Below are 22,784 nucleotides of genomic sequence, written 5' to 3'. Positions count from 1 at the left end.
GTGGTTTCCCCTTCTCCCCATCGGGGAGAAGTGCCGAGCGGATGCGAGGCGATGAGGGGGTGTGTCAGCGCATTCCGAGCCAGCCGCCCCCTCATCCGGCCCTGCGGGCCACCTTCTCCCCGCAGGGGAGAAGAGGGAAGCCGCCTGGAGTGGAGATACCTTTAACCCTTCTTCGCCAGCTGCATCAGCGTCACCTGCTGCTGCAGCCGTCTCTGTGCCTGGTCTACCACCACCGCGACGATGATGACGATACCCTTGATGACCATCTGCCAGAAGGAGGACACGCCCATCATCACCAGGCCGTCGGACAGGATGCCGATCACGAAGGCGCCGATGATCGTGCCTCCGATCGTGCCGCGGCCGCCCGACATCGAGGTGCCGCCGAGAACGGCTGCGGCAATGGCGTTGAGCTCGAAGGAATTGCCGGTTGCCGGATGCGAGGCCATCAGCTCGGAGGAGATGACGATGCCGACGATCGCGGCGCAGAAGCCGGAAAACATGTAGACGAACATCTTGACGCGATCGACGCGGATGCCGGACATGCGGGCGGCGCGCTCGTTACCCCCGACCGCGAAGATCTGGCGGCCGATCGGCACATATTTGGCGACATAGGCAGCAGCAAGCGCCACGACGATGAGGATCCAGATCGACACCGGCAGGCCGATGATACGGCCGGAGCCGAGAAAGCCAAAGCCGGTCGTTGCCAGTTCAGGCTTGCCGATCAGGTTCGGAAAAGTCTGGCCGTCGGACGAGAGCAGCGCGAAACCACGGGCGACATACAGCGTGCCGAGCGTCGCGATGAAGGGCGCGACGTTGAGCTTCGTGATCAGCAGGCCATTGACCGCGCCGATGAGAATGCCGACGACAAGCGTGATCAGGCAGACTTCGACGACGTTGAAATACATCGTGTAGCCGATCTGCAGATCGATGCCGTTGAGGATCAGGCCGCCGGCCACCATGCCGCAGAGACCGACGATCGAGCCGACCGAAAGGTCGATGCCGCCGGTGATGATGACGAAGGTCATGCCCATGGCGAGAAAGGCGTTGAGCGCCACATGCTTCGACATCAGGATGATATTGGCCGTCGACAGGAAGTTCGGCGCGAAAATCGAAAAGAAGGCGATGACGGCAAACAGCGCGATGAAGGTTCTCGCCTTCATCAGCGTCAGGAGGATGGAGCCGGTATCGGCCGCAGGGACTTTTTCGGTCGAGGTTGCAGTCGTCATCACGCAATTTCCCTTGTCGATGTGTGGCCGGCCGATTTGTGTCCCTCGGACGCAGCCTTGACGATGAGTTCTTCGGTGGCATCGGCCCGGTCAAGGATCGTCGTCACCTTGCCGTTGCTCATGACGGCGATCCGGTCGGAGAGCGCCATGACCTCTTCGAGATCGGAGGTGGAGAACAGGATGGCGAGACCTTCGCCGGCGAGCTTGCGCATGGTGCGGAAGACGTCCGCCTTGGCGCCGACATCGATGCCGCGGCTCGGCTCGTCCATCAGCAGAACCTTCGGACTGGTCATCAGCGCCTTGCCGATAACGACCTTCTGCTGGTTACCGCCGGACATGGAGGTGACGTCGAAATCCGGGTTCGGCGCCTTGATCGAGAGATTGCGGACCTGCTCCTTGACGGCCGCATTCTCGCGCTCGCCGGAAATGTGAAAGCCGAATTTCACGAATTTTTCGAGGCTCGCCAAGGTCAGGTTCGCGGCGATCGATAGGACCTGCACGAGCCCTTCGCGCTGACGGTCTTCCGGAATGAGAGCCAGACCCTTGCGGATGCGGGTGGAGGTGTCCTTTGCCACAATCTCTTCGCCGCCCACGAAAATCTTGCCGGTCGAATGCGCATGCTGGCCGATGACGCATTCGAAGAATTCGCTGCGCCCGGCACCCATAAGTCCATAGATGCCCAAGACCTCGCCGGCGCGAACCGAGATCGACAGGTGATCGACGGCAAAGCCGCCGGTCTTGCGCGGCAGGCAGATATCTTCAGCGCGAAAGGCCTCAGCCCCCAGTGTGTGATCGAGGGACTTGGCAAAGTCCTTGGCATCCGAGCCGATCATCGAACGCACGATCCATTTGGTGTCGATGTCGCGGACCATGGCCTGGCCGGTGATCTGGCCGTCGCGCAGAACGGTGATGTAATCGCCAATGCGCATCAGCTCTTCCAGCCGGTGCGAGATATAGACGATGGCGACGCCCTGCGCCTTTAGCTCTCCGATGACCTTGAAGAGGATATCGACCTCGGCGGCAGACAGCGCCGATGTCGGCTCATCGAGAATGAGGATGCGGGTATCGAGCGAGATCGCCTTGGCAATTTCGACCAGCTGCTGCTGGCCGATCGGCAGATCCTCGACCATCGTTTCGGCGCTGATCCCGGCATCGAGCTTGTCGAGAAACTGGTTGGCCTTTTGAACCTGGGCCTTGTGGTCGATGCCGCGAATGCCGCGGGTGATTTCGCGGGTGGCGAAAATGTTCTCGGCAACCGAGAGATTGCCGAACAGGTTGAGTTCCTGGAACACCATGCCGATGCCGTGTTTCTGGGCGTCGGCGGGCGAGTTGAACTCGACCTCCTGGCCTTCGAGCAGGATGCGTCCGAGCGACGGTTTCTCGACGCCGGCGATCATGCGCATCAGCGTCGATTTTCCGGCGCCGTTTTCGCCGACGAGCACATTGACCGCGCCGCGCTTGAGCTCGAGGCTCGCATGCTTGACGGCGACGATGCCGGAATAGACCTTGGTCACATCGTCAAGCTTCAGGATCGTATCGTGGGGTTCGGCTGCCATGTCAGCCGCCGATCGTGATGGTGGCGGGGGTCAGCAGCGCCGGCTGGCCGGAGGAGGGCAGCGGATAGGCGCCGAGCGCCTCGACCTTCTTTCCTTCGAGGCCGTCGCGCGGCAGCTTCTCAAGCGTCAAGCCATTGACATGGGTGTTGAAAGCCTTGCCGAATTCGGCCCATTGGATCTGGTTCTTGAATTCGTTGAAATTGACGAAATCAAGGCTGTCGCGGATCGCCGTACCCCGGATGACCGGGCCGATCTGGATGCGGACATCGGCCTTGCCGTCGCCATCGACATCGGTGTCGAGATAGCCGGCGCGCGACGTCGTTTCGGCCTTGATGATCGTGCCGGAGACTTTCGCGGCAAAGGTCCAGGGCGCGCTGCCCTCTTTTTCCTTATGGCCATATTTTGCGGCTGCGGCATCAAGATCGGATTTGGCGAGCGCAGAGACGTCCTGGTACGGGCCGGCGCGCGTCTCTAGGAACGGGATGACCTTGCTGTCCCAAATTCCAGCAACCTGACGGGCGGGATTAAAGCCGCCGCTTGCAGCCTCCGCAGCCTCTTCCGCCGTCGGTGTCTTGATGATCTTGCAGCCACTCAGCGCCACAAGGGCGGCCAGCGCAAGGCAAAGCGGGATTGAGGCGGCGGGCCGGAAATGCGGCATGAATGTCACTCCGTCAGATGGCAAAAAACGCACAGGGCAGAGTACATCCGCCCTGTGCGCATCCTTTTGGAGGATTAGTCCTTGAGCGCGAAGGTTTCGAGCTTGCTGGCATTGTCGGCGTTGATCAGCACGCAATCCATCAGCTGCTTTTCTTCCGCCGGACCCTTGCCGGTCTTGATGTAAGCGTCAGCCTGCTCGACGGCCATCTGTGCCTGCGCATAAGCCGGCTGCAGGACAGTCGCCTTGATACCGCCCGAGGTGATCGAATCGCGCACGTCGTTGGAGCCGTCGAAGCCGACGACGATGACGTCCTTGCGGCCGGCAGCCTGAAGGGCTGCGATTGCGCCCATGGCCATCGTGTCGTTACCGGAAATGACGCCCTTGATATCCGGGTTGGCCTGCAGGATGGTTTCCATCTTGGAATAGCCTTCCGTTTGGCTCCAGTTGGCCGACTGCTGCGCAACCATCTTCAGGTCCGGATATTCGTCGATGATGTCGTGATAGCCCTTGGAGCGGATGCCGGCGTTCAGATCGGCTTCGCGGCCAAGCAGTTCGACATAGTTGCCCTTCTCGCCCATCAGCTTGACGAATTCTTCCGCGCCGAGCTGTGCGCCCTGGTAGTTGTTGGAAACGATCTGCGAGACGGCAACGCCGGTGGCGTTGATTTCGCGGTCGATCAGGAAGGAGGGAACGCCTGCGTCCTTGGCTTTCTGGACAGCGGCGATCGAGGCTTCCGAGCCTGCATTGTCGAGGATGATAGCCTTGGCGCCACGGCCGATGGCGGTGTCGATCAGCTGGCTCTGCTTGTTGGCGTCGTCATCGTGAACGAGAATGAGCGTCTCGTAGCCAAGTTCCTTGGCCTTTGCTTCCGCGCCGACGGCTTCCGCCTTGAAGAACGGGTTGTCGTGCGAGGGCGTGATGATGGCGATGAGATCGGCGGCAAATGCCGGCATGGCAACGCCCAGAGAAAGGGCGCCGGCAAAGGCGGCAAGCGTCAGTCTGCGTGTCAGTTTCATGTGGTTCCTCCCGGTTGATATAGGTTACGGCTCCGTTCCCGGCGGAGCCGTCGATGTGCGGAGCGTTTGCTCCTTGTCGATCAGGTGATGCGCCGGATGCTTTCGGCGATCTCCTCGGGTTCGAAGACTTTTTTCCAGTCGTCCTTCATCAGGACGGGAATGCCGAATTCGATGGCCTTGTTGCAGGCATCGGAAAAGACGCCCGGCGTCTCTTCAAAAATGACGGCGCCGAGCACGTTCATGTGCCCGAGCAGGAAGTCGCGGGCAGCTTCCTTCGGCACGCCGCGGGCAACGCATTCGTCCATGGCCTGGCGCATGACGACCAGGAGCGAGGCGCATACGGTCTCCGAGAGGCCTGGCTCCAGAAGCGCAATCTGCTCGACGGTGACGCGGTGCGAGCGCATGACGGGCGCCCAGATGACCTTGGCCACTTCTTCGCCCAGCGCAAAATGCTCTTCCGGGCCCTGCATCAGGGCTGAAACGATATGCTGCTTGGCCGCGACACCGCCGAAGAAGTCGCGCTTGGCGGCCGGATCGGTCTCGTCGTTGAAGATCGGAGGGTGGCAGGGATGGGTGACGAAATAGGTCAGATCGTCACGCTTCGGCAAATGGCCGGCGGCAGGTGCGGCGGCATCGAGGACGATGACGATGGTGCCAGAGGCGAGCTTATCGACAATACCGGCGGCAACCTTGCCGATGGCTGTGTCCGGTACGGCGAGCACAACGACTTCAGCGCCGGAAAGGGCGGTGTCGGCATCGACGCAGGAGAGGCCGAGGTCGTCCTGCAGGCGTGCCTTGCCGGCGTCGCTCAGCTCGACATGGCGCACGTCGAAGCGTGAGCCCTTGAGGTTCTTGGCAAGCCGGTAGCCCATTTTGCCGCCAGCACCGAAGAGTGCGATCGAAGTCATGTTTCCTCACCTGCGCGTTTGTTTTGCGATGGTGTAAGATAACTGGTATGATGAGTCAATGAGTATGTCACCTAGTGAGGTGATTTTTCTGATCGGGTAATTGCTTTGTGTTCCGCCGCCGGCGCATATCGGCAATCGGAAGAAGGCGTCTCATCGCTTTAGCAATCGAAGATAGTCTTTTGATTGGATTGCCTTATTACTCTTTTATCCGGCTATATTAACCGCGATTAAATGGTTGCAGGCGAAGATCGAAGATGAGATATTCGTTAGGAGGAGAACGTTTTCACCGAACACTTGATTTTTCACGTGCCACAGGCCTTTCTGAGGAGAGTTCTACTGTGAAGCGCGCGATATACGGTGAAGATCCCGTTGCATTATCCTCATGATTGGAAAAGAACGGTAGGAATGCTCAAGCGCATCAAAAGGCATCAGGTTCGTGCGGGAATGTATATCACCGACATCGAAGATCCCTTGCGCGATGAAGCAACGCCGGTCCGCAGCTTTCTTTTGAAAGACGAAGCCGCCGCCGCAAAAGTGCGGGCAAGCAATATTATCAGCCTTGTCATCGATACCCGCCGAGGCATCGATGTCGGAGCAGGCACGGTGCAGACCGCAGCCAAGGACAGCGCGCAGCCCAATCTTTCGCGCGCCTTTACCGAGACCGAAATCAAGCAAGCACTGCAGACGATCGAACAGACAAGGCCGCTGCTCGACACATTGTTTTCCGGTGTCCGGCAAAACGGCGCGGCGGCATTCGAGCCGGCCGACCGTGTTGTCGAGCAGATCGCCAAATCCATGGAAAGCAATCCGGCGGCGCTGATCGGCATAACGCGGCTTAAAACCAAGGACGAGTATACGTTTTTGCATTCGGTCGCCGTCAGCGCATTGATGGTGCATTTCGCCCGGTTTCTCAAATTCGACGAGCAGACCGTTCGCATTCTGGGCGTCAGCGGCCTGTTGCATGATATCGGCAAGATGGTCATGCCCGACGCGCTTCTGTCGAAGAAGGGCGCGCTCACCGATGACGAGATGGCGGAGATCCGCACGCATCCGGCGCGTGGTTACGAATTGCTGTCACGCCAGGGCGACATGCCGGAGATTGTCCTCGACGTCTGCCTTCATCACCACGAGCGGATCGACGGCAAAGGTTATCCGTTCGGGCTTGCCGACAAGCAGATCAGCATGCCGGCACGCATTGCGGCCATCTGCGACGTCTATGATGCGATGACCTCGGCGCGGTCCTACAAGCGGGCATGGACGCCCGCCGAGACGCTGCGCATGATGCTGAAATCGGATGGCCATTTCGACCGGCACCTCCTAGCGCAATTCAATGCCAGTCTGCGTGCATCCTTTTCACCGGCGCCGCCCGGCGAGCGCCGCAGCAGCGTCCGCACGCTTCAATAGCGTCTAAGCCTAGCCTTGAAGGCCATCCCTGATCTGTGCGAAATAACCGTCCGATCCGACCTGGCCACCCTTCAACGCAATCTGAAGTCCGTTGGTGGCGGCATAGGTGCCGTGCGCCGTGCAGAGCGGTGATCCCGGCGTCTGCGGCAAAGGCAAAAGCGTCGTCAGCGCCTGGACATGCAACTCCCTCAATGCATGGCTTGATGTATCGCCGCCGGCAATGACGGCTCGGGTCAAATGCTGTTCTTCGACAAGGCGGCGCAGGATCGTTCCGAGCATGCGGCCGAGGCGATGGCGGCTGCCGGGAACGCGGTCGATATCGCCGCCGCGATCGGCGGATGGACCAAGCGCCGTGTTGAGAATGACGCTTTCGCCGCGCTTGAGGCTTTCGAGGCCGCTGGCAATCGCCCGTTCGAGCGCGGCATTGCCGTTTTCGCCGAGCAGTTCCAGAGGATCGAGATTGATGCCGGTAAACCCGTTTTGCGTGGCGTGGCGGATCTGCCGTTCGGTGGTGGGGGAGACGCTGCCAGAAACGACGGCGATACGGTCTGCCTTGCCGGGCAAGGGAAAGGTCTTCCTGCCCTGTGTCAAACCATCTTTATCCCAGGCGGTCAGCAGCGCATATTCGACGCCGGACGAACCGGTAACGAACCAGCCGCCCTCCCGCCGCAGGCGCCAGAGCTGGCGTCCGGCATGGGACTGGCTTTCGGGGCTATCAACATCAAACAGGATCATGCCGTCGAAATCCCGGCAGAGGGTCTCAACTCTCTCATCCGCATCCGCAGCGGCCAGCATGGAAAGATCGGCCAATCCGGTCTTCAGCGCCGTCTGCGCGCTCAGGTGCAGACGCAGATCCGCCTCCGCCATCGGCGTCACCGGATGGCGGCTCATGACGGGGTGGCGGTCGATCCGGTAGACCTCGCCCTGATAGGCTGCAAAGAGATGGCCGAAGGCGGTGTAGCGCTTCAGTTGCGGCGCGCCGACGAGAACGGGCACATAGGGCTGGCCGAACATCGCCTTGCCGATTTCGATCGCCTTGCCGATATTGCCGACCTGCGGGCTGGAATCGAAGGTCGAGCAGACTTTGTAATGGCAGATATCGGCTTCAAGGCTCTTCAACCATTGAAACGCGGGTGTCAGGTGCCCGTCCATCCAGTCCGGCGTTTCGCTGCGGCTGGTGCCGGCAAGGCCGATCGCCCGGCACTGGTCAAACCGCTGCTTGAGCGCGTCATCCGGCACATCCATGAACAGAACGGTATCGACACCATTGGAGGCCAGCGCTTCCATGACATCGGTCGAGCCTGTCAGGTCGTCGCCGTAATAGGAGATCAGCGGGTTTGTCTTTGCGGTCATGATATCACTCGCTTGCGCTACCGAATTTCTGGATGGAGGCGGCAAGTTCCGGGTGGTCCTTGGCGTAGGTCTCAAGCGGAATATCGGCGACGGCTGCTTGCCAGGCCTGTTGCACGGCGCGCACGCCGGCCGCCGGACCGCCGGGATGGCTGACGATGCCGCCGCCGCAGAGATAGAGCAGGTCGGTGGTGCGGCCGGTGCGGCGATAGGTTTCCGGCGCCTGTCCGCCCCATTGGCCGGAACCGGCAACCGGCAGCGCGCAATCGGACGCATCAAACAGCGGCGTCGTCACCGCCTTGAAGCTCTCGACGAAACTATCGTCCGGCTCCCAGTATTTGACGCCGATGCCGTTGATCTGGAATTGATCGACGCCCAGAAGCCGCCAGAACTGCTGCCAGACCTTGAAATCGAAGCCGATGCCGGGGTGCCGGGTGAGCACGTCCCAACCGTTGCGGTGGGCGTGCAGCACCAGGCCGGAGCGCTTGCGCAGGAAGGCCATACCGCCCATGCCGATCGAGTTGATATTGATGACGGCGCAATTGCCGCCAGCTTCCAAAACGAGATCGTGGTTGCGCATCATCTCGTCGGGATCGGTCGCCGAGATGCCGAAGGCATACATGACCTTCTTGCCGGTCTTTTGCTCGTGGTCGAGAATTTTCGGCATGATCGCGGCCACGCGCTCGCTGAGCGGCGAATAGGCCGGGCTCATCAGCTTTTCGTCGTCCTTGATGAAATCGACGCCGGAGCCGATCAATTCCCCGACAAGTCCGGCGGTTTCATGCGGACGCAGGCCAAGCGCCGGCTTGACGATGGTGCCGATGATCGGCCGGTCATAAACGCCGGTGAGCCTGCGGCTGCCGGGCAGGCCAAATTGCGGGCCGGGATAGGCCGACTGATAGTCCTGAGGCAGTTTCAGATCGACGACACGCAGGCCGGTCATGCCGCGGATTGAAAAGATACCGCCGACCGCAATGGTCATCAGGGCTGAGAGATCGGTGCCGACAGCATCGAGCGGAAAGGCGATATCGGCATCGGCGCGGCGGATCGGGCCATGACCGGCTGCAGCCTCCGGCCAGCTCGGATATTCCGCATCGGCAAGCGGGCGGATGGCGAGAACGCGGGCGGCAACGCGCGCCTTCAGCTCTGGCGTTTCGCCGGGAACGGGCACGAAGGTGCCGGTCGATTGATCGCTGGCGATCTTTTCCGCCATCGCCTCGATGCTTCCGGATGTTTCAATTCTGTAGGTGACGACGATCATGATCGTGCAAAAGCCTCCCGCTACGGCAAACCCAGCCGGTTCCGGCTGGCGTGTTTTTCGCAACTGGTATAATGAGTATATCAATTAAGCAAGAGGGAGCTTGCATCCCCCATCATCAATGTGGACTGTGCTCTCACAAACGGATGGGCGCATTTCTTTCGCCGTGGGAGCGGTGCATAAGGATGGCAAAGGGTAACCAGCGAGACATTATGGGCCAGCACACCGAACAGATCGTCCGCCGCAAACTGTCTGACGAAGTTTTCGCGCGTTTGAAGACGATGATCACGTCAGGCGAGTTGCAGCCCGGCGACGAGATGCCATCCGAGCGCGAGTTGATGGAGCGCTTCGGCGTCGGCCGGCCGGCAATCCGCGAGGCGATGCAGGCGCTGGCCGGCATGGGGCTGGTGGCGATTTCGCATGGCGAGCGCGCCAAGGTGCTGGAACTGACCGCACAATCGATCTTCCGCCAGATGGATATGACCGCAAAGATGATGCTCGCCAAGTCGTCGGATACGCTGGAGCATCTGAAAAGCGCCCGCATTTTCTTCGAGCGCGGCATGGCGCGCGAGGCGGCGATCAAAGGCGATTCCAAAGATATTGCCGATCTCAGCGACATTCTCGACAAGCAGCGGGCATCGCTTGGCGACGCCGAAGCCTTCATTGCCGCTGATATGGAATTTCACACACGCATTGCCCGGATTTCGCGCAACCCGATCTATGTCGCCGTCAGCGACGCGATGCTGGCCTGGCTGAAGGAATATCACACGGAAATGCTGATCTGGACCGGCAAGGAAAAGTTCACCCTGGCCGAGCACGAGGAAATTATCATCTGTCTAAAAGCTGGCGATCCGGATGCGGCAGAACAGGCGGTGCTAAAGCATCTGGAACGGTCGCGGTCGCTCTACGCCGCAAAATGAGCGTTGGCGCCACGCAAAATTTGATCAAATGACCTGTTGGCAGCCGCTACTGATCAAGCAAGTTTTCACGCCAGGACATTTCGTCGATTCGGTCCTGCTGTGTCGGGTTCATTTTCGAGTTGAACCGCCTTTGACTGAAAACGCCGTAGCCAATGGCAATGCCAAAGACTGCAAGCGCAGCCACCAGTGCTAAGATCCACGTTACGCTGATCATTGTGTGTCTCCTCAAGACACAAAACGCTGCCGCAACCCTCTAAGTTCCAACTGAGCAACGCGGCTTAACTGTAGGAGCGTATTTCGCCGTTGGTCTTGGCAGGCGGCTCGATGGAACTGGTCGGGACGGGCCGGTAAAAGGCGTTGTGGATCAGGAGGAGTGCGGTGAGGAAGAATGCCGTGAGCAGTATGAGCAAAACGTTTCGCGCCGTCATGACTGATCACCGGAAGGATTGATTCGAGAGATGCGCGACGGAGCGCCGCCGCCGTGAGCGGAAACAACGCGTAGATGCCACGCATCCGGCATCAAAGCGTGGGTTCGGAAGATTATCGTGTCAGGGGGCAGACTATTTTCGTCCATCGCATTTCTCCTCACGGGAGAAACACTGCTGAGGGACAGAAAGTTCCCGGACGCTGTCTGCGTAAAGGCGCTCAGCGGGCGGCCGCAGTCCTCGGGGCCGGATTATTTCGGTATAGACGACGTGATTTCGCCAGAGACGCCGTCGGCCATGGCTGGCGTGCCATAACGGGTCATCGCGAAATTCAACGTGAACATCGCAACGATCGTGACGACGATGACGGCGAGCGTAATTCCTTTGTCCGTTTTCATGGTCTCAATTCCTTCGCGAGCAACTTCAACGCTTTGATCGCCGGGATGGGGCGATTGTGCGGCGCAGGAACTCCTGTCCACCAGTGACGCTCATCATGGTAAATGCAGGGTTAAGGCAGCGAGGCCGGGAGAGAAAATGCAGCCGGTGTCTCTGTTGCGCATCAGCGCGGTTGGCGAAGGCTGGTCGAGACGGCGCAGACCTGCGCACAAGCAAATGCGGCCCGTGAGACACGGACCGCATGTCGATTTTCACACTATGATAGGCTTTATTCGGCGGGTTGCAGGTTGCCGATGGCCGGTGCTTGGGCTTGTCCCTGGTTTCCCTGCAGCGCCTTTGCCAGTTGATCTTTGTCCAGCTCGTTTTCCCAGCGGGCAACCACGACGGTTGCGACGGCATTGCCGACGAGATTGGTCAGTGCCCGGCATTCCGACATGAAGCGGTCGATGCCGAGGATGAGCGCCATGCCGGCGACGGGAACGGCAGGCACGACCGAGAGCGTGGCCGCCAGCGTGATGAAGCCGGCGCCGGTGATCCCCGCAGCACCCTTCGAGCTTAACATCGCGACGAGCAGCAGCAGGATCTGATCGGCAAAGGACAGCTGGATATCGGTTGCCTGCGCGATGAACAGGGCGGCCAGCGTCATGTAGATATTGGTTCCGTCAAGATTGAAGGAGTATCCCGTCGGAATGACCAGGCCGACGACCGAGCGCTTGCAGCCGGCCTTTTCCATCTTGTCCATCAGGCCCGGCAGTGCGGCTTCCGAAGAGGACGTGCCGAGAACCAGAAGCAGTTCCTCCTTGATGTAGCGCAGCAGGGCGATGATCGAAAAGCCGTTGTAGCGGGCAACCGCACCAAGGACGATGAAAACGAACAGCAGTGACGTGATATAGAAAGTCCCGATCAGCATGGCGAGATTGGCGATCGAGCCGACGCCGTATTTGCCGATGGTGAAGGCCATGGCGCCAAAGGCGCCGATCGGTGCTGCCTTCATCAGGATGGCGACGAGCTTGAAGACCGGAGCGGTCAGCGCATTGAGAAAATTGACGACCGGCTGGCCCTTTTCGCCGACCATGGCCAGAGCGAGGCCGAACAGCACCGAGAAGAACAGCACCTGCAGGATATCGCCATCGGCAAAGGCGCCGACGATCGTGGTCGGGATGATGTTGCTGAGGAAGCCGGTGATCGTCTGCTCATGTGCCTTTGCGGCATAGTTGGCGACGGCGGCCGGATCGAGCGACGCGGGATCGATATGCATGCCTGCACCCGGCTGCACGACATTGGCGACGATCAAGCCAATGACGAGGGCGAGCGTTGAAAATGTCAGGAAGTACAGCATCGCCTTTCCGGCGACCCGGCCGACCTTCTGCAGATCGCTCATGCCAGCAATGCCGGTTGCCACGGTCAGGAAGATGACGGGGGCGATGATCATCTTGACGAGCTTGATGAAGGCATCGCCAAGCGGCTTTAGCTGTGCGCCGATCTCGGGATAAAAATGGCCGAGAAGAATGCCGGCTGCGATGGCAGCCAGAACCTGAATGTACAGATGCCGGTAAAAGGGAGTTTTGACTGCAGGTGTCGGGGCTGCGTCTGCTGGAACAGAGATCATGATATCCTCCTTTGACCCGCCCGGAACGAATTCCGGCCTCCCGGGCCTGTGACTGATTGTTGAACGGGCGTGCCGTTATCCGGGTATCTTCGCAAGTGCCGTGCCAGTTTCGGATATTCCATTTAAATTGTTGATTAATATAGATAAAATTTATAAGGCGTTGCCCTAAACACAATCTTTTGTGCGGTTATCAGCACGTCTCCCGTTGTATTTTGTGCGAATTTATGCACAAATTAGCCATGAATTTTTTCCCGGTGTCAGGCCCCCTTCGAGCTCAGGAATCCGCCCGCCGCGTGCAGCGCGCCTGGGTGCTTTACGGCGTGTTTTCGGCTGTGCTGGCGATCCTCGTCCTGTGGGTCACCGGTGAGGTGGCGCGCAGGCTGGCGACGGTATCGCTGGAAGCGCAGGCGCGCACGGACGCCGATCTCAATGCCGCGCTGCTACGGGCAGTCCTTGAGAAACAGCGAGCGCTTCCGCTGGTGCTTGCACAGGACACCGCCCTTGGCGACGCCCTGGTGACACAAGACCGTGCGGCGCTGGATCAATTGAACCACAAGCTCGAAGGTCTGGCCACCGGCACCCAGGCCGCCGTCATCTATGTGATCGGCAGGCATGGTGTGGCGGTTGCCGCCAGCAATTGGCGCGAGCCGGACAGTTTTGTCGGCAATGACTACCGGTTTCGTGAATACTACCAAAAAGCGATAAGCAGCGGCAAGGCGGAGCATTTCGCCCTTGGCAGCGTCAGCAAGAAGCCCGGTCTTTACATTTCGCAACGGGTCGATGGTGCAAGCGGGCCGCTGGGTGTCGTCGTCGTCAAGCTGGAATTCGATCCGGTGGAGGCGGCCTGGGCGGCATCGCAGAAACCAACCTATGTCACGGATCGCCGTGGGATCGTTTTGATCACCAGCATCCCGTCCTGGCGGTTCATGACCATTGGAGAAATCCCGGCAAACGCACTTGTGGCCATCCGCGAGAGCCTGCAGTTCGGCGAGGCGCCGCTGCGCCCGCTGCCGTTCCGGCAGGCCGGGGACCTGGATGGCGGCAACCTTGTCGAGGTGGTGATGCCGGGAAGCACCGGAGCCACCGAATTCCTCGATCTGAAGACGCCGGTACCGACAACGCCCTGGACCCTGCAGCATCTGGTCGAGACCGCCCCGTCCTTTGATGCGGCGACGCGCGAAGGGCGCCTGCTGGCTTTGCTTGGGCTGCTTCCTGTTCTGGCCGCTGGCGCGCTGTTGCTCCGGCGGCGGCACGTCGCATCCTTGCGCATCTCCGAGGCACTTCGGGCGCGTGAGGAACTGGAGCGGCGTGTCCTGGAGAGAACGGCAGATCTGAGCCAGGCGCGCGACCGCCTGCAGATGGAGATCACCGACCATCGCAATACGGAGCAGACCCTGCAGGCGGTGCAGCAGGACCTCGTCCAGGCAAACAGGCTTGCCATCCTTGGCCAGGTGGCGGCAGGCGTCGCCCATGAAATCAACCAGCCGGTCGCCACCATCCGCGCCTATGCCGACAATGCGCGTGTATTCCTGGAGCGCGGGCAGGGTGCGTCTGCTGCAGACAACCTTGGAAATATCGCCGCGCTGACGGAGCGCATCGGCGTGATCACCGACGAATTGCGAGCACTCTCGCGCAAGGGCCGCCGCGACGCCGAACCCACTTCGCTCAGGCTGGTGATCGAAGGCGCCGTGCAATTGCTTCGCAGCCGTTTTGCCGGACGCATGGAGACGCTGGATATCGCGCTGCCGCCCCCCGATCTTCTGGTAATGGGTATGCGCATCCGCCTGGAACAGGTGCTGATCAACCTTCTGCAAAACGCGTTCGAAGCAATTGGCGATAAAAAGACGGACGGCCGGGTAGAGGTGCGGTTCGAGGTCACCGGCGAGGCGGTCGGCGTCACGGTGTCCGACAATGGCCCGGGTATCGCGCCGGATATCCTGCAAAGCCTGTTCACGCCGTTCAATACCAGCAAGGAGAGCGGGCTTGGCCTTGGCCTGGTCATTTCAAAAGACATCGTGGCCGATTACGGCGGCCGGATCGATGTGTCCAGCAGTGATGCCGGAACCAGTTTCACAGTTCATCTGAAGAAGGCATAGCGGCATGGCGGATGGCGGCAATATCATCCTGATCGACGACGACAAGGATTTGCGGCTGGCAACGATCCAGACGCTCGAACTCGCCGGATTTTCCGTCTCGGCCTTCAGCAGCGCGCGCACCGCGCTTGCCGATATATCCGTGGATTTCAACGGCGCCGTCATCACCGATATCCGCATGCCGGATATAGACGGGCTGGAATTATTCGCACGGTTGTCACGGATGGACGCCGATCTCCCGGTGATACTGGTCACCGGTCATGGGGATATCCCGATGGCCGTGCAGGCCATCCAGGCTGGCGCCTATGATTTTATCGCCAAGCCGTTTGCTGCCGACAGGCTGGTGCAAAGCGCCCGGCGCGCCGTGGAAAAGCGCCGGCTGGTTATGGAAAACCGGGCATTGCGGCAATCAGCGCAGACCGCCAGCGACAGCCTGCCGCTGATTGGCCAGACACCGGCAATGGAGAGTCTGAGGCAGACGCTGCGTTATATCGCCGATACCGATGTCGATGTGCTTGTTGCCGGTGAAACCGGCAGCGGCAAGGAGGTCGTCGCGCAGCTGCTGCACAATTGGAGCCGGCGGCGGTCGGGAAATTTCGTGGCCTTGAACTGTGGCGCCCTGCCCGAAACGGTGATCGAGAGCGAACTGTTCGGCCATGAGGCGGGCGCCTTTACGGGTGCCCAGAAACGGCGGATTGGGCGCATCGAGCATGCGGGCGGCGGGACTTTGTTTCTCGACGAAATCGAGAGCATGCTGCCGGCGACGCAGGTCAAGATGCTGAGGGTGCTTGAGACGCGCCAGGTCAATCCGCTGGGGACGAACGAGGTCAGGCCGGTCGATCTGCGGGTGGTTGCCGCCGCCAAAATCGATCTCGGCGATCCGGCCATGAGGGGGGATTTCCGGGAGGATCTATACTACCGGCTGAATGTCGTGACCCTCTCCATTCCGCCGCTGCGCGAGCGCCGGGAGGATATTCCGTTGCTGTTTTCCCATTTCGCCGCCCGCGCCGCCGAACGCTTCAAGCGCGATATTCCCGTCATTTCCCGCAGCGTGCAGCAATATCTGTCCACGCATGCCTGGCCAGGGAACGTGCGCGAGCTGTCGCATTTTGCCGAGCGTGTCGTTCTCGGCGTCGAAGCTGCCGGATGGCAGGCTACCCCCTCCCCTTCCACCCAAAACAGCCTGCCGGAAAAGCTGGAGCTGTATGAGGCGGATATCATCCGCCAGGCGCTTTCGGCCAGCGATGGCGATGTCCGCTTGACGATCGAGGCGCTGGGTATTCCCAGAAAGACTTTCTACGACAAGCTGCAGCGCCACGGCATCAACCGTGCCGACTTTGGCCGGAAGCGCTGATGGGCGGACGTCCAAACGAAAAGTGCTCGCGAGGTGACACGGCGCGAGCACTTTTCTAGCCGGCTTCTGGACCGGGACCTATTCGATACGGCCAAGCGCCGCTCCGGCATTCACATAAGCGCCTTCCGCTGCCTTGATCACCAATGTCCCGGAGCGGGCCGATAGAATCTGCGTTTCCATCTTCATCGCTTCCATCACCGCGAGCAGGTCGCCCTCCTTGACGGTATCGCCATCGGCGCATTTCCAGGCTTGCAGCGTCCCGGAAATGGGCGCTGTTACGGTGGAAGAGTCTTCTTGCGTCTCCGTGCTTCCGGCATCGCCGATCGGTGCGTTCAGGCCGCCGAGACCGGCCAGAAGTGCGGCGGGAATGCCCAGCGCATGGCGCTTGCCGTCGATCTCGACATGGGTGCGGATGAGAGACGTATCGGCGCCCGGATCGGGCCGCGCGTCAGCGGCAAGGCGGTCAGCGAAATCGGTTTCGATCCAGCGCGTATGCACCTTGAAGCCGTCGTCACCGATAAAATCGGCGGCCTCCATCGCGGCGCGGTGGAACGGCAGCACGGTTGCCACGCCCTCGATCCTGAATTCCTTGAGCGCCCGGCGGGCACGGGTGAGCGCCTGTTCGCGGGTTGCCCCGGTCACGATCAGCTTGGCCACCAGCGAATCGAAGGTGCCGGGAATGGTCGAGCCGGAGACGACGCCGCTGTCGAGCCGGACGCCCGGTCCGGACGGTGCCTCGAATGTGGTGATGGTGCCCGGCGTCGGCAGGAAGCCGCGGCCGGGATCTTCGGCATTGATGCGGAATTCGATCGAATGGCCGCGGGGTGCGGGCGTCTCGGTCACCAGCAGCGGCAGGCCGTCGGCGATGCGGAACTGTTCGATCACCAGGTCGATGCCGGTCGTTTCTTCGGTGACGGGGTGCTCCACCTGCAGGCGGGTATTGACCTCCAGGAAGGAGATCGTGCCATCGACGCCGAGCAGGAATTCGACCGTACCGGCGCCGGAATAGCCGGCGGCAGCGCAGATGCGCTTGGCAGCATCATGGATTTCATGCCGCTGGGCATCTGAGAGAAACGGCGCCGGCGCCTCTTCGACAAGCTTCTGATTGCGGCGCTGCAGCGAGCAGTCGCGGGTCCCGAGCACCAGCACATTGCCATGCTTGTCGGCCAGAACCTGCGCCTCGATATGGCGCGGCCGGTCAAGGAAGCGTTCGAGAAAACATTCGCCACGGCCAAAGGCAGCTTCCGCCTCGCGCACGGCCGATGCGTAGAGGTCGGCCACATCTTCCATCTTCCAGGCGACCTTCAGGCCGCGTCCGCCGCCGCCATGGGCCGCCTTGATCGCAACCGGCAGGCCATATTGCTCGGCAAATGCGATCACTTCGGCTGCCGTCTCGACCGGACCATCGCTGCCGGCAACCAGGGGAGCGCCGACGCTGGTGGCGATCCGCCGCGCCTGCACCTTGTCACCCAGCGCTTCGATGACATGCGGATCGGGGCCGATCCAGATCAGGCCGGCATCGATGACGGCGCGGGCAAACTCCGCCCGCTCGGACAGGAAGCCGTACCCCGGATGCACGGCATCGGCGCCGGAGCGTTTGGCGATGCCGATCAGCTTTTCGATGTCGAGATAGGTTTCCGCCGGGCGGCTGCCGGAGAGACCGTAGGCCTCGTCGGCCAGGCGCACGAACAGCGCATCCATGTCCGGATCGGCATAAACCGCAACCGAGGCGATGCCGTAGTCGCGGCAGGCGCGGATGATGCGGACGGCGATTTCGCCACGATTGGCAATCAGCACTTTTTTCATCGGGTCTATCCTCATTGTCTTTGTCCGGCGGGTATCGCGATCTCAGGCCTTGACGGGCTTGATGTCGGCGAAAGCCCTTACGGGCCGGAAGCGTATCTTTGCATTGACCGGAATCTGGCCGGCGAGATCGAGATGATGTTCGGCGACATTGCCGATCACGGGATAGCCGCCGGTCAGCGGATGGTCTGCAAGGAACAGCACCGGCTGGCCGCTATGCGGCACCTGGATGGCCCCGGTCGCCGTGCCTTCGCTCGGCAGCTCCGCCTTGTCCTTGCGCTCTAGAGGCACGTCACCGGCGAGGCGGATGCCGACGCGGTTGGACTGCGGCGTCATCGTCCAGAGCTGGCCGGACAGCGTGTCGATGCCAGCCTGCGTAAACCAGTCGCTGCGCGGTCCCATCACCACATCGAGCACCACCGTTTCACCGGACGCCGGATGATCGAAGGCCGGTACTTCTGTCAACGAGACGGGCACCAAGTCTTTTGTTCCGCTCTGGATCGTCAGCACCGTACCGGCCGTGACCGGGTCCGGCCCGACGATGGCGAGCGTATCGGTGGAGGCGCTGCCAAGCACCGGCGTGACCGCAAAACCGCCGCGCATTGCGAGATAGCTGCGCATGCCCTTGGGCGCATGGCCGAGCGTGACGACATCACCCGGCTCAAGCGAAATCGGCCGGTAGGTTTCGGCCGTCTGGACACGCCCGGAAGCGTCGCGCACCTGAATGGGGCAGGGCGCGCCGGTTATCCCCAGCACGGCGCGGCCGTTGATTTCGAAGGAAAAGCCGCCGAGCGTAATTTCAAGACAGGCGAAATCAACGGGATTTCCAACAACGCGGTTGGCGGCCTTGTGCGCACCGATGTCCAGTGCGCCGGAGGCTGAAACCCCCTGGCCCGTCTGGCCGAAGCGGCCGGTATCCTGAAATAGCGCGGGCATCGGTGCTGCGAGCACCTTCAGCGCCAGCGCACCGGCTGTCTGGACCGTTGCTGGCGCTGCAGCGCTCTTGGCCGTGCTCACCGAGACAACGGATTTGCTTTTCGAAAGATCGGTAAAGCGCACCCGGTAACCCGGCTGGAACAAAGCTGGCGGATCGCGGGACAGGTCCCACATTTTTTCCGGCGTCGTGCCGATGATCTGCCAGCCGCCGGGGCTTGCCTGCGGGTAAACGCCGGAAAAGGCGCCGGCCAGCGCGACGGAGCCGGCGGGGATCTTCGTGCGCGGGCTTTGCCGGCGCGGCACCTGCAGGGTGGGATCGCCGCCGACGAGATAGCCGAAGCCTGGAGCAAAGCCGCAGAAGGCGACGGTGAATTCGCTTTCGGTATGGCGGCGGATGACCTCATCGACCGAAAGGCCGGTGAGTCCGGCGACATCCGCCAGATCCTCGCCGTCATAATGGACCGGGATTTCAACGCATGTGTCCGAAGGCGTAATACGGGCGGAGAGGTCGCGGGTCGCGATGGCGCCGCACAGCTTCTCGGCCGTCAGCCGTTCCGGGCGGAAACGGATCATCAGGGTACGGGCGGCCGGCACCATGTCTTCGATGCCATCGACCGGATCGGCTTGAAGCGAGGCAAACAGCGCCAGCGTCTCATCGAGATCGGCGAGTTCGACAAGCAGGACTGTCAGGCTGACGGGTAGAAAGCGCATCGGAACCTCAGGCGTGATAGGCGGAATCAGGGATATCGGTGATGAACATATGTCCCGGTGCATGGGTGATGGCAAACGGCACACCGGATGCCATGACGGCTGCCTGCGGGGTGACGCCGCAAGCCCAGAAGACCGGGATTTCACCGGGCTCGATGCGCACGGGATCGCCAAATTCAGGCTTGGCCAGATCCTTGATGCCGAGTTCTTCCGGCACGCCGATATGCACGGGCGCGCCATGCACGGACGGGAAGCGGCCGGAAATCGTCGCCGCATCGGCAACGCGCGACGCCGGGATCGGCCGCATTGACACGACCATATTGCCGTGCAGGCGCCCGGCCGGGCGGCATGGCCGGTTGGTCAGGTACATCGGCACATTGGATCGGTCGGTGATATGGCGGATTTCGATGCCTGCCTCCACCATCGGTGTCTCGAAGGTGAAGCTGCAGCCGATCAGGAAGCTGACAAGATCGGGATGCTCTGCCCAGGCTGCGCGTGCGTCCGCCGTTTCCTCGGCAAGCTTGCCGTCGCGCCAGATGCGGTAGAGCGGGATATCGGTGCGCAGGTCGGCACCTGGCGCCAGCAGGGTCGCGTGCGAGCCGGGATCGGAGACGTCAAGCACCGGGCAGGCCTTCGGATTGCGCTGCGCATAGAGCAGGAAATCAAAGGCCCAATCGCGCGGCAAAACAATCATGTTGGCTTGCGTAAAACCGGGCGCGACGCCCGATGTCGGCTCGATGCTGCCAGCGCGGTAGCGCTCGCGGGCGATGCGCGCCTGTCCGGTATTCACATGGCGCAGATGGTCTATGGCAATCATTCTATTCCTCCCAGAATATCCGTCAGGCCGTTAGAAAAGACCGGACGGAAATGCCGTCTGCCTCGAAGGCCCGGCGGATTTCCTGCGCGATGGCAACGGCGCCCGGGCTGTCGCCATGGACGCAGATCGACTGAGCATCGATCGTGATGGTCGAGCCGTCGATCGCCTCCAGCGTGCCTTGGCGGGCAAGCTGCAGCATGCGGCGGGCGATCAGCTGCGTATCGTGCAGGACGGCGCCCTGTTCGCGGCGCGAGACCAATTGTCCGTCCGGCGTATAGGCGCGGTCGGCAAAGGCCTCGGCAACCGTTTTCAGGCCGGATGCCTGGGCAAGTTTCAGGATCGGCGCATTGGCAAGGCCCATCAGCACCAGCGACGGATCGATCGCCTTGATGGCGTCGATGACCGCCTGTCCCTGTAGCGGGTCATGGGCGATCCGGTTGTAAAGCGCGCCATGCGGCTTGACATAGCCGACTGCAACGCCGGCTGAAGCCGCCATGCCCTTCAGCGCACCGATCTGGTAGATGACGTCGGCGATCAGTTCGCCGCTCGTCACATCGAGGTCGCGCCGGCCAAAGCCGACGCGATCGGGATAGGAGACATGCGCCCCGATCGAAACACCTTTGCCGGCCGCCGCCTTGACGGTCTTCCAGATGCCGGCGGGATCGCCGGCATGGAAGCCGCAGGCGACATTGGCGCTCGAGACGATGCCCAGCATCGTTTCGTCTTCGCCCATGCGCCAGGCGCCGTAGCTTTCGCCGAGATCGCTGTTCAGATCGATGGCAGTCATTGTCTATCCTCCTCAGGCGGCCGGCGTCAGCAGGGCGAAAATCGGGCCGATCGACTTGTAGCCCATGTACCAGGTGAGTGCGCAAGCCAGCACACCGAGTACCAGCAGCCAGCGCGGATAGCGGTAACCGCCCATGAGGTCGGACCGTGCCCAGGCAGCATAGATGAAGATCGACAGGCCGATCGGCAGGATCAGGCCGTTCAGGCCGCCAACGAAGATCAGCATCTGCGCCGGTGGCGTGGTGATGATCACGTAGAAGAACAGCGAGACGGCGATGAAGATCACGGTTGCGATATTGCGGGCGCGTTCGCTGATGTCCTTCTTGAAGACGGTGATGAACGATACCGACGTATAGGCGGCGCCGATCACCGAGGTGATGGCGGCAAACCACAAAACGGCACCGAAGATGCGGTAGCCGGTCTCGCCTGCGGCTGCCTGGAAGGCTTGTGCCGCAGGATTGGCACCCTTGCCCGACACGTCGATGACGACGCCGCTGGCGACCACGCCGAGAATGGCAAGGAACAGCACATAGCGCATCAGGCCGGTGACGGCGATACCCGTCAGTGCCGCACGGTTGACGGCGCCGAGGTTCTCGATGCCGACGGTGCCCTTGTCGAGCAGGCGATGTGCGCCGGAATAGGTGATGTAGCCGCCGACCGTGCCACCGACGATGGTGGTGATCGTGGCAAAATCGATGGTGGAGGGAAGGAAGGTCTGGAACAGCGCATCGCCGACCGGCGGACCTGAGACGATCGCGACATAGAGCGTCAGGAGGATCATCAGGACGCCGGCGACGACGATCAGGCGGTCGATGGCAAGGCCGGCCCGTTTGGAGCTGAAAATGCCGATGGCGATCAGCGCACTGATTGCGCCGCCCCATTTTGCATCAAGGCCGATCATGGCGTTGAGGCCAAGACCGGAGCCGCCGATATTGCCGATGTTGAAGAACAGCCCGCCGACGATGACGAGGACGGCGAGCAGGTAACCGGTACCCGGAATGGCCGCATTGGCAATGTCGGATGCGCGCATCTTCGTCAGCGTCACGATCCGCCAGATGTTTAGCTGCACGATGAAATCGATGAGGATGGAAGCAAGAATCGCAAAGGCGAAGGCAGCGCCGAGCTGGCTTGTGAAGGTGGCCGTCTGGGTGATGAAGCCTGGACCGATGGCCGATGTCGCCATCAGAAAGATGGCAGCGACGAGCGCGGCACGCCGCGATTTGGCGGACATGGGCGCCTTTTGCGGCGCGCCGTTGGCGGGTGAAATCGGTGACTGTTCCATGAACCCTCTCTCTGATTATCCGCCTGCGCATTCCCCGGCAGGCCTCGTCAATGATCTTGACTGCCATACCGTCGCCGCATTTCACAATTCTGTCAATATTGTTCAACGATTATTATTTCATCGTTCCATCATACTGTTGAAATGTTGAGCTTTTCATATTTGCCTCATGACGTGAAGTGCCGCCTAGATGGAGATTTCTGTGCCTTCAAAGGTTCTTGTGTCCCGGTTCGATGTCCCCCGGTACGGCCCGCCTGTTGAAATAATCATTCCGGCTGCTCT

At 61.2% G+C, this 22,784-nt stretch carries 20 protein-coding genes; 4 read left to right on the top strand and 16 right to left on the bottom strand.

Annotated elements, in window-relative coordinates; all coding sequences use genetic code 11:
• Positions 1-161: 161 nt before the first annotated feature.
• From ASD32_RS04745 to ASD32_RS04725, 5 genes are all read right to left on the bottom strand, one after another.
• A complete protein-coding gene (locus ASD32_RS04745) occupies positions 162-1,226 on the bottom strand; it encodes an ABC transporter permease (RefSeq protein WP_060636763.1) in 1,065 nt (354 codons plus the stop codon).
• Positions 1,226-2,782: a sugar ABC transporter ATP-binding protein gene (locus tag ASD32_RS04740; RefSeq protein ID WP_060636761.1), complete on the bottom strand. Its 1,557-nt coding sequence runs from the start codon at positions 2,780-2,782 to the stop codon at positions 1,226-1,228. The genes ASD32_RS04745 and ASD32_RS04740 overlap by 1 nt, the downstream gene beginning before the upstream one ends.
• A gap of 1 nt (position 2,783) precedes the next feature.
• Positions 2,784-3,440 (bottom strand): DUF2291 family protein, encoded by a 657-nt coding sequence (locus ASD32_RS04735; RefSeq protein WP_060636759.1) that lies wholly within the window; start codon positions 3,438-3,440, stop codon positions 2,784-2,786.
• A 74-nt stretch (positions 3,441-3,514) separates the two neighbouring features.
• Positions 3,515-4,456, bottom strand: a complete 942-nt coding sequence (locus ASD32_RS04730; RefSeq protein WP_060636757.1) for a D-ribose ABC transporter substrate-binding protein — start codon at positions 4,454-4,456, stop codon at positions 3,515-3,517.
• An 80-nt stretch (positions 4,457-4,536) separates the two neighbouring features.
• The gene (locus ASD32_RS04725; RefSeq protein ID WP_060636755.1) at positions 4,537-5,364 is read right to left on the bottom strand and encodes a phosphogluconate dehydrogenase C-terminal domain-containing protein; all 828 of its coding nucleotides are present in this window, start codon (positions 5,362-5,364) and stop codon (positions 4,537-4,539) included.
• 405 nt (positions 5,365-5,769) lie between these two features.
• Here ASD32_RS04725 and ASD32_RS04720 point away from each other — a divergent pair, with 405 nt between their 5' ends.
• Entirely contained in the window at positions 5,770-6,768 is a 999-nt protein-coding gene (locus tag ASD32_RS04720) for an HD-GYP domain-containing protein (protein WP_060636754.1), read from the top strand.
• Positions 6,769-6,777: 9 nt separating this feature from the next.
• On the opposite strand, the gene ASD32_RS04715 is transcribed toward ASD32_RS04720, so the two are convergent.
• On the bottom strand, positions 6,778-8,121 hold the full coding sequence (locus ASD32_RS04715) for a four-carbon acid sugar kinase family protein (protein WP_060636752.1): 1,344 nt from the start codon (positions 8,119-8,121) through the stop codon (positions 6,778-6,780).
• A gap of 4 nt (positions 8,122-8,125) precedes the next feature.
• Positions 8,126-9,382 carry a 3-oxo-isoapionate-4-phosphate decarboxylase OiaX gene (gene oiaX / locus ASD32_RS04710; RefSeq protein ID WP_060636927.1) on the bottom strand — a complete coding sequence of 419 codons (1,257 nt, stop codon included), beginning with the start codon at positions 9,380-9,382 and terminating at the stop codon, positions 8,126-8,128.
• A 206-nt stretch (positions 9,383-9,588) separates the two neighbouring features.
• Between oiaX and ASD32_RS04705 the strand changes: the two genes are divergently transcribed.
• Positions 9,589-10,296, top strand: coding sequence for a transcriptional regulator NanR (locus tag ASD32_RS04705; RefSeq protein ID WP_060636751.1), 708 nt, complete (start codon positions 9,589-9,591; stop codon positions 10,294-10,296).
• A gap of 46 nt (positions 10,297-10,342) precedes the next feature.
• Here ASD32_RS04705 and ASD32_RS29415 read toward each other — a convergent pair whose 3' ends face one another.
• The 4 genes from ASD32_RS29415 to ASD32_RS04700 all read right to left on the bottom strand — a co-directional run bounded on the left by ASD32_RS29415 (position 10,343) and on the right by ASD32_RS04700 (position 12,726).
• The gene (locus ASD32_RS29415) at positions 10,343-10,510 is read right to left on the bottom strand and encodes a hypothetical protein (RefSeq protein WP_156383058.1); all 168 of its coding nucleotides are present in this window, start codon (positions 10,508-10,510) and stop codon (positions 10,343-10,345) included.
• Positions 10,511-10,574: 64 nt separating this feature from the next.
• Positions 10,575-10,724: a hypothetical protein gene (locus ASD32_RS30230; RefSeq protein ID WP_200953559.1), complete on the bottom strand. Its 150-nt coding sequence runs from the start codon at positions 10,722-10,724 to the stop codon at positions 10,575-10,577.
• 248 nt (positions 10,725-10,972) lie between these two features.
• Positions 10,973-11,119: a hypothetical protein gene (locus ASD32_RS29410; protein ID WP_156383057.1), complete on the bottom strand. Its 147-nt coding sequence runs from the start codon at positions 11,117-11,119 to the stop codon at positions 10,973-10,975.
• A gap of 266 nt (positions 11,120-11,385) precedes the next feature.
• Positions 11,386-12,726, bottom strand: coding sequence for a dicarboxylate/amino acid:cation symporter (locus ASD32_RS04700; protein ID WP_060636748.1), 1,341 nt, complete (start codon positions 12,724-12,726; stop codon positions 11,386-11,388).
• A gap of 239 nt (positions 12,727-12,965) precedes the next feature.
• Here ASD32_RS04700 and ASD32_RS04695 point away from each other — a divergent pair, with 239 nt between their 5' ends.
• On the top strand, positions 12,966-14,822 hold the full coding sequence (locus ASD32_RS04695; RefSeq protein ID WP_156383056.1) for a sensor histidine kinase: 1,857 nt from the start codon (positions 12,966-12,968) through the stop codon (positions 14,820-14,822).
• Positions 14,823-14,826: 4 nt separating this feature from the next.
• Positions 14,827-16,173 carry a sigma-54 dependent transcriptional regulator gene (locus ASD32_RS04690; RefSeq protein WP_060636745.1) on the top strand — a complete coding sequence of 449 codons (1,347 nt, stop codon included), beginning with the start codon at positions 14,827-14,829 and terminating at the stop codon, positions 16,171-16,173.
• Positions 16,174-16,251: 78 nt separating this feature from the next.
• Here ASD32_RS04690 and ASD32_RS04685 read toward each other — a convergent pair whose 3' ends face one another.
• Genes ASD32_RS04685 through ASD32_RS04665 form a run of 5 tightly spaced genes read right to left on the bottom strand, consistent with a single transcriptional unit; the run spans position 16,252 to position 22,454 of the window.
• Positions 16,252-17,979 carry a biotin carboxylase N-terminal domain-containing protein gene (locus ASD32_RS04685; RefSeq protein ID WP_060636743.1) on the bottom strand — a complete coding sequence of 576 codons (1,728 nt, stop codon included), beginning with the start codon at positions 17,977-17,979 and terminating at the stop codon, positions 16,252-16,254.
• 42 nt (positions 17,980-18,021) lie between these two features.
• Complete coding sequence (locus tag ASD32_RS04680; protein ID WP_060636741.1) at positions 18,022-19,623, bottom strand: 5-oxoprolinase/urea amidolyase family protein; 1,602 nt, start codon at positions 19,621-19,623, stop codon at positions 18,022-18,024.
• A gap of 7 nt (positions 19,624-19,630) precedes the next feature.
• Positions 19,631-20,437 carry a putative hydro-lyase gene (locus tag ASD32_RS04675; RefSeq protein WP_060636740.1) on the bottom strand — a complete coding sequence of 269 codons (807 nt, stop codon included), beginning with the start codon at positions 20,435-20,437 and terminating at the stop codon, positions 19,631-19,633.
• A gap of 22 nt (positions 20,438-20,459) precedes the next feature.
• On the bottom strand, positions 20,460-21,224 hold the full coding sequence (locus ASD32_RS04670) for a 5-oxoprolinase subunit PxpA (protein WP_060636738.1): 765 nt from the start codon (positions 21,222-21,224) through the stop codon (positions 20,460-20,462).
• Positions 21,225-21,236: 12 nt separating this feature from the next.
• Positions 21,237-22,454 carry an NRAMP family divalent metal transporter gene (locus ASD32_RS04665; protein WP_156383066.1) on the bottom strand — a complete coding sequence of 406 codons (1,218 nt, stop codon included), beginning with the start codon at positions 22,452-22,454 and terminating at the stop codon, positions 21,237-21,239.
• Positions 22,455-22,784: the final 330 nt, after the last annotated feature.

It is taken from the genome of Rhizobium sp. Root483D2 (assembly GCF_001426685.1).
GTDB lineage: Bacteria > Pseudomonadota > Alphaproteobacteria > Rhizobiales > Rhizobiaceae > Pararhizobium > Pararhizobium qamdonense.
The sequence above is the reverse complement of the archived record's forward strand: the minus strand, read 5'-3'. Positions and strand labels throughout refer to the sequence as shown.

Coding starts and splice junctions, on each gene's coding strand:
- ASD32_RS04745 (WP_060636763.1), bottom strand. CDS start 1,226: ATGACGACTGCAACCTCGACCGAAAAAGTCCCTGCGGCCGATACCGGC.
- ASD32_RS04740 (WP_060636761.1), bottom strand. CDS start 2,782: ATGGCAGCCGAACCCCACGATACGATCCTGAAGCTTGACGATGTGACC.
- ASD32_RS04735 (WP_060636759.1), bottom strand. CDS start 3,440: ATGCCGCATTTCCGGCCCGCCGCCTCAATCCCGCTTTGCCTTGCGCTG.
- ASD32_RS04730 (WP_060636757.1), bottom strand. CDS start 4,456: ATGAAACTGACACGCAGACTGACGCTTGCCGCCTTTGCCGGCGCCCTT.
- ASD32_RS04725 (WP_060636755.1), bottom strand. CDS start 5,364: ATGACTTCGATCGCACTCTTCGGTGCTGGCGGCAAAATGGGCTACCGG.
- ASD32_RS04720 (WP_060636754.1), top strand. CDS start 5,770: ATGCTCAAGCGCATCAAAAGGCATCAGGTTCGTGCGGGAATGTATATC.
- ASD32_RS04715 (WP_060636752.1), bottom strand. CDS start 8,121: ATGACCGCAAAGACAAACCCGCTGATCTCCTATTACGGCGACGACCTG.
- ASD32_RS04705 (WP_060636751.1), top strand. CDS start 9,589: ATGGGCCAGCACACCGAACAGATCGTCCGCCGCAAACTGTCTGACGAA.
- ASD32_RS29415 (WP_156383058.1), bottom strand. CDS start 10,510: ATGATCAGCGTAACGTGGATCTTAGCACTGGTGGCTGCGCTTGCAGTC.
- ASD32_RS30230 (WP_200953559.1), bottom strand. CDS start 10,724: ATGACGGCGCGAAACGTTTTGCTCATACTGCTCACGGCATTCTTCCTC.
- ASD32_RS29410 (WP_156383057.1), bottom strand. CDS start 11,119: ATGAAAACGGACAAAGGAATTACGCTCGCCGTCATCGTCGTCACGATC.
- ASD32_RS04700 (WP_060636748.1), bottom strand. CDS start 12,726: ATGATCTCTGTTCCAGCAGACGCAGCCCCGACACCTGCAGTCAAAACT.
- ASD32_RS04695 (WP_156383056.1), top strand. CDS start 12,966: ATGAATTTTTTCCCGGTGTCAGGCCCCCTTCGAGCTCAGGAATCCGCC.
- ASD32_RS04690 (WP_060636745.1), top strand. CDS start 14,827: ATGGCGGATGGCGGCAATATCATCCTGATCGACGACGACAAGGATTTG.
- ASD32_RS04685 (WP_060636743.1), bottom strand. CDS start 17,979: ATGAAAAAAGTGCTGATTGCCAATCGTGGCGAAATCGCCGTCCGCATC.
- ASD32_RS04680 (WP_060636741.1), bottom strand. CDS start 19,623: ATGCGCTTTCTACCCGTCAGCCTGACAGTCCTGCTTGTCGAACTCGCC.
- ASD32_RS04675 (WP_060636740.1), bottom strand. CDS start 20,437: ATGATTGCCATAGACCATCTGCGCCATGTGAATACCGGACAGGCGCGC.
- ASD32_RS04670 (WP_060636738.1), bottom strand. CDS start 21,224: ATGACTGCCATCGATCTGAACAGCGATCTCGGCGAAAGCTACGGCGCC.
- ASD32_RS04665 (WP_156383066.1), bottom strand. CDS start 22,454: ATGTCCGCCAAATCGCGGCGTGCCGCGCTCGTCGCTGCCATCTTTCTG.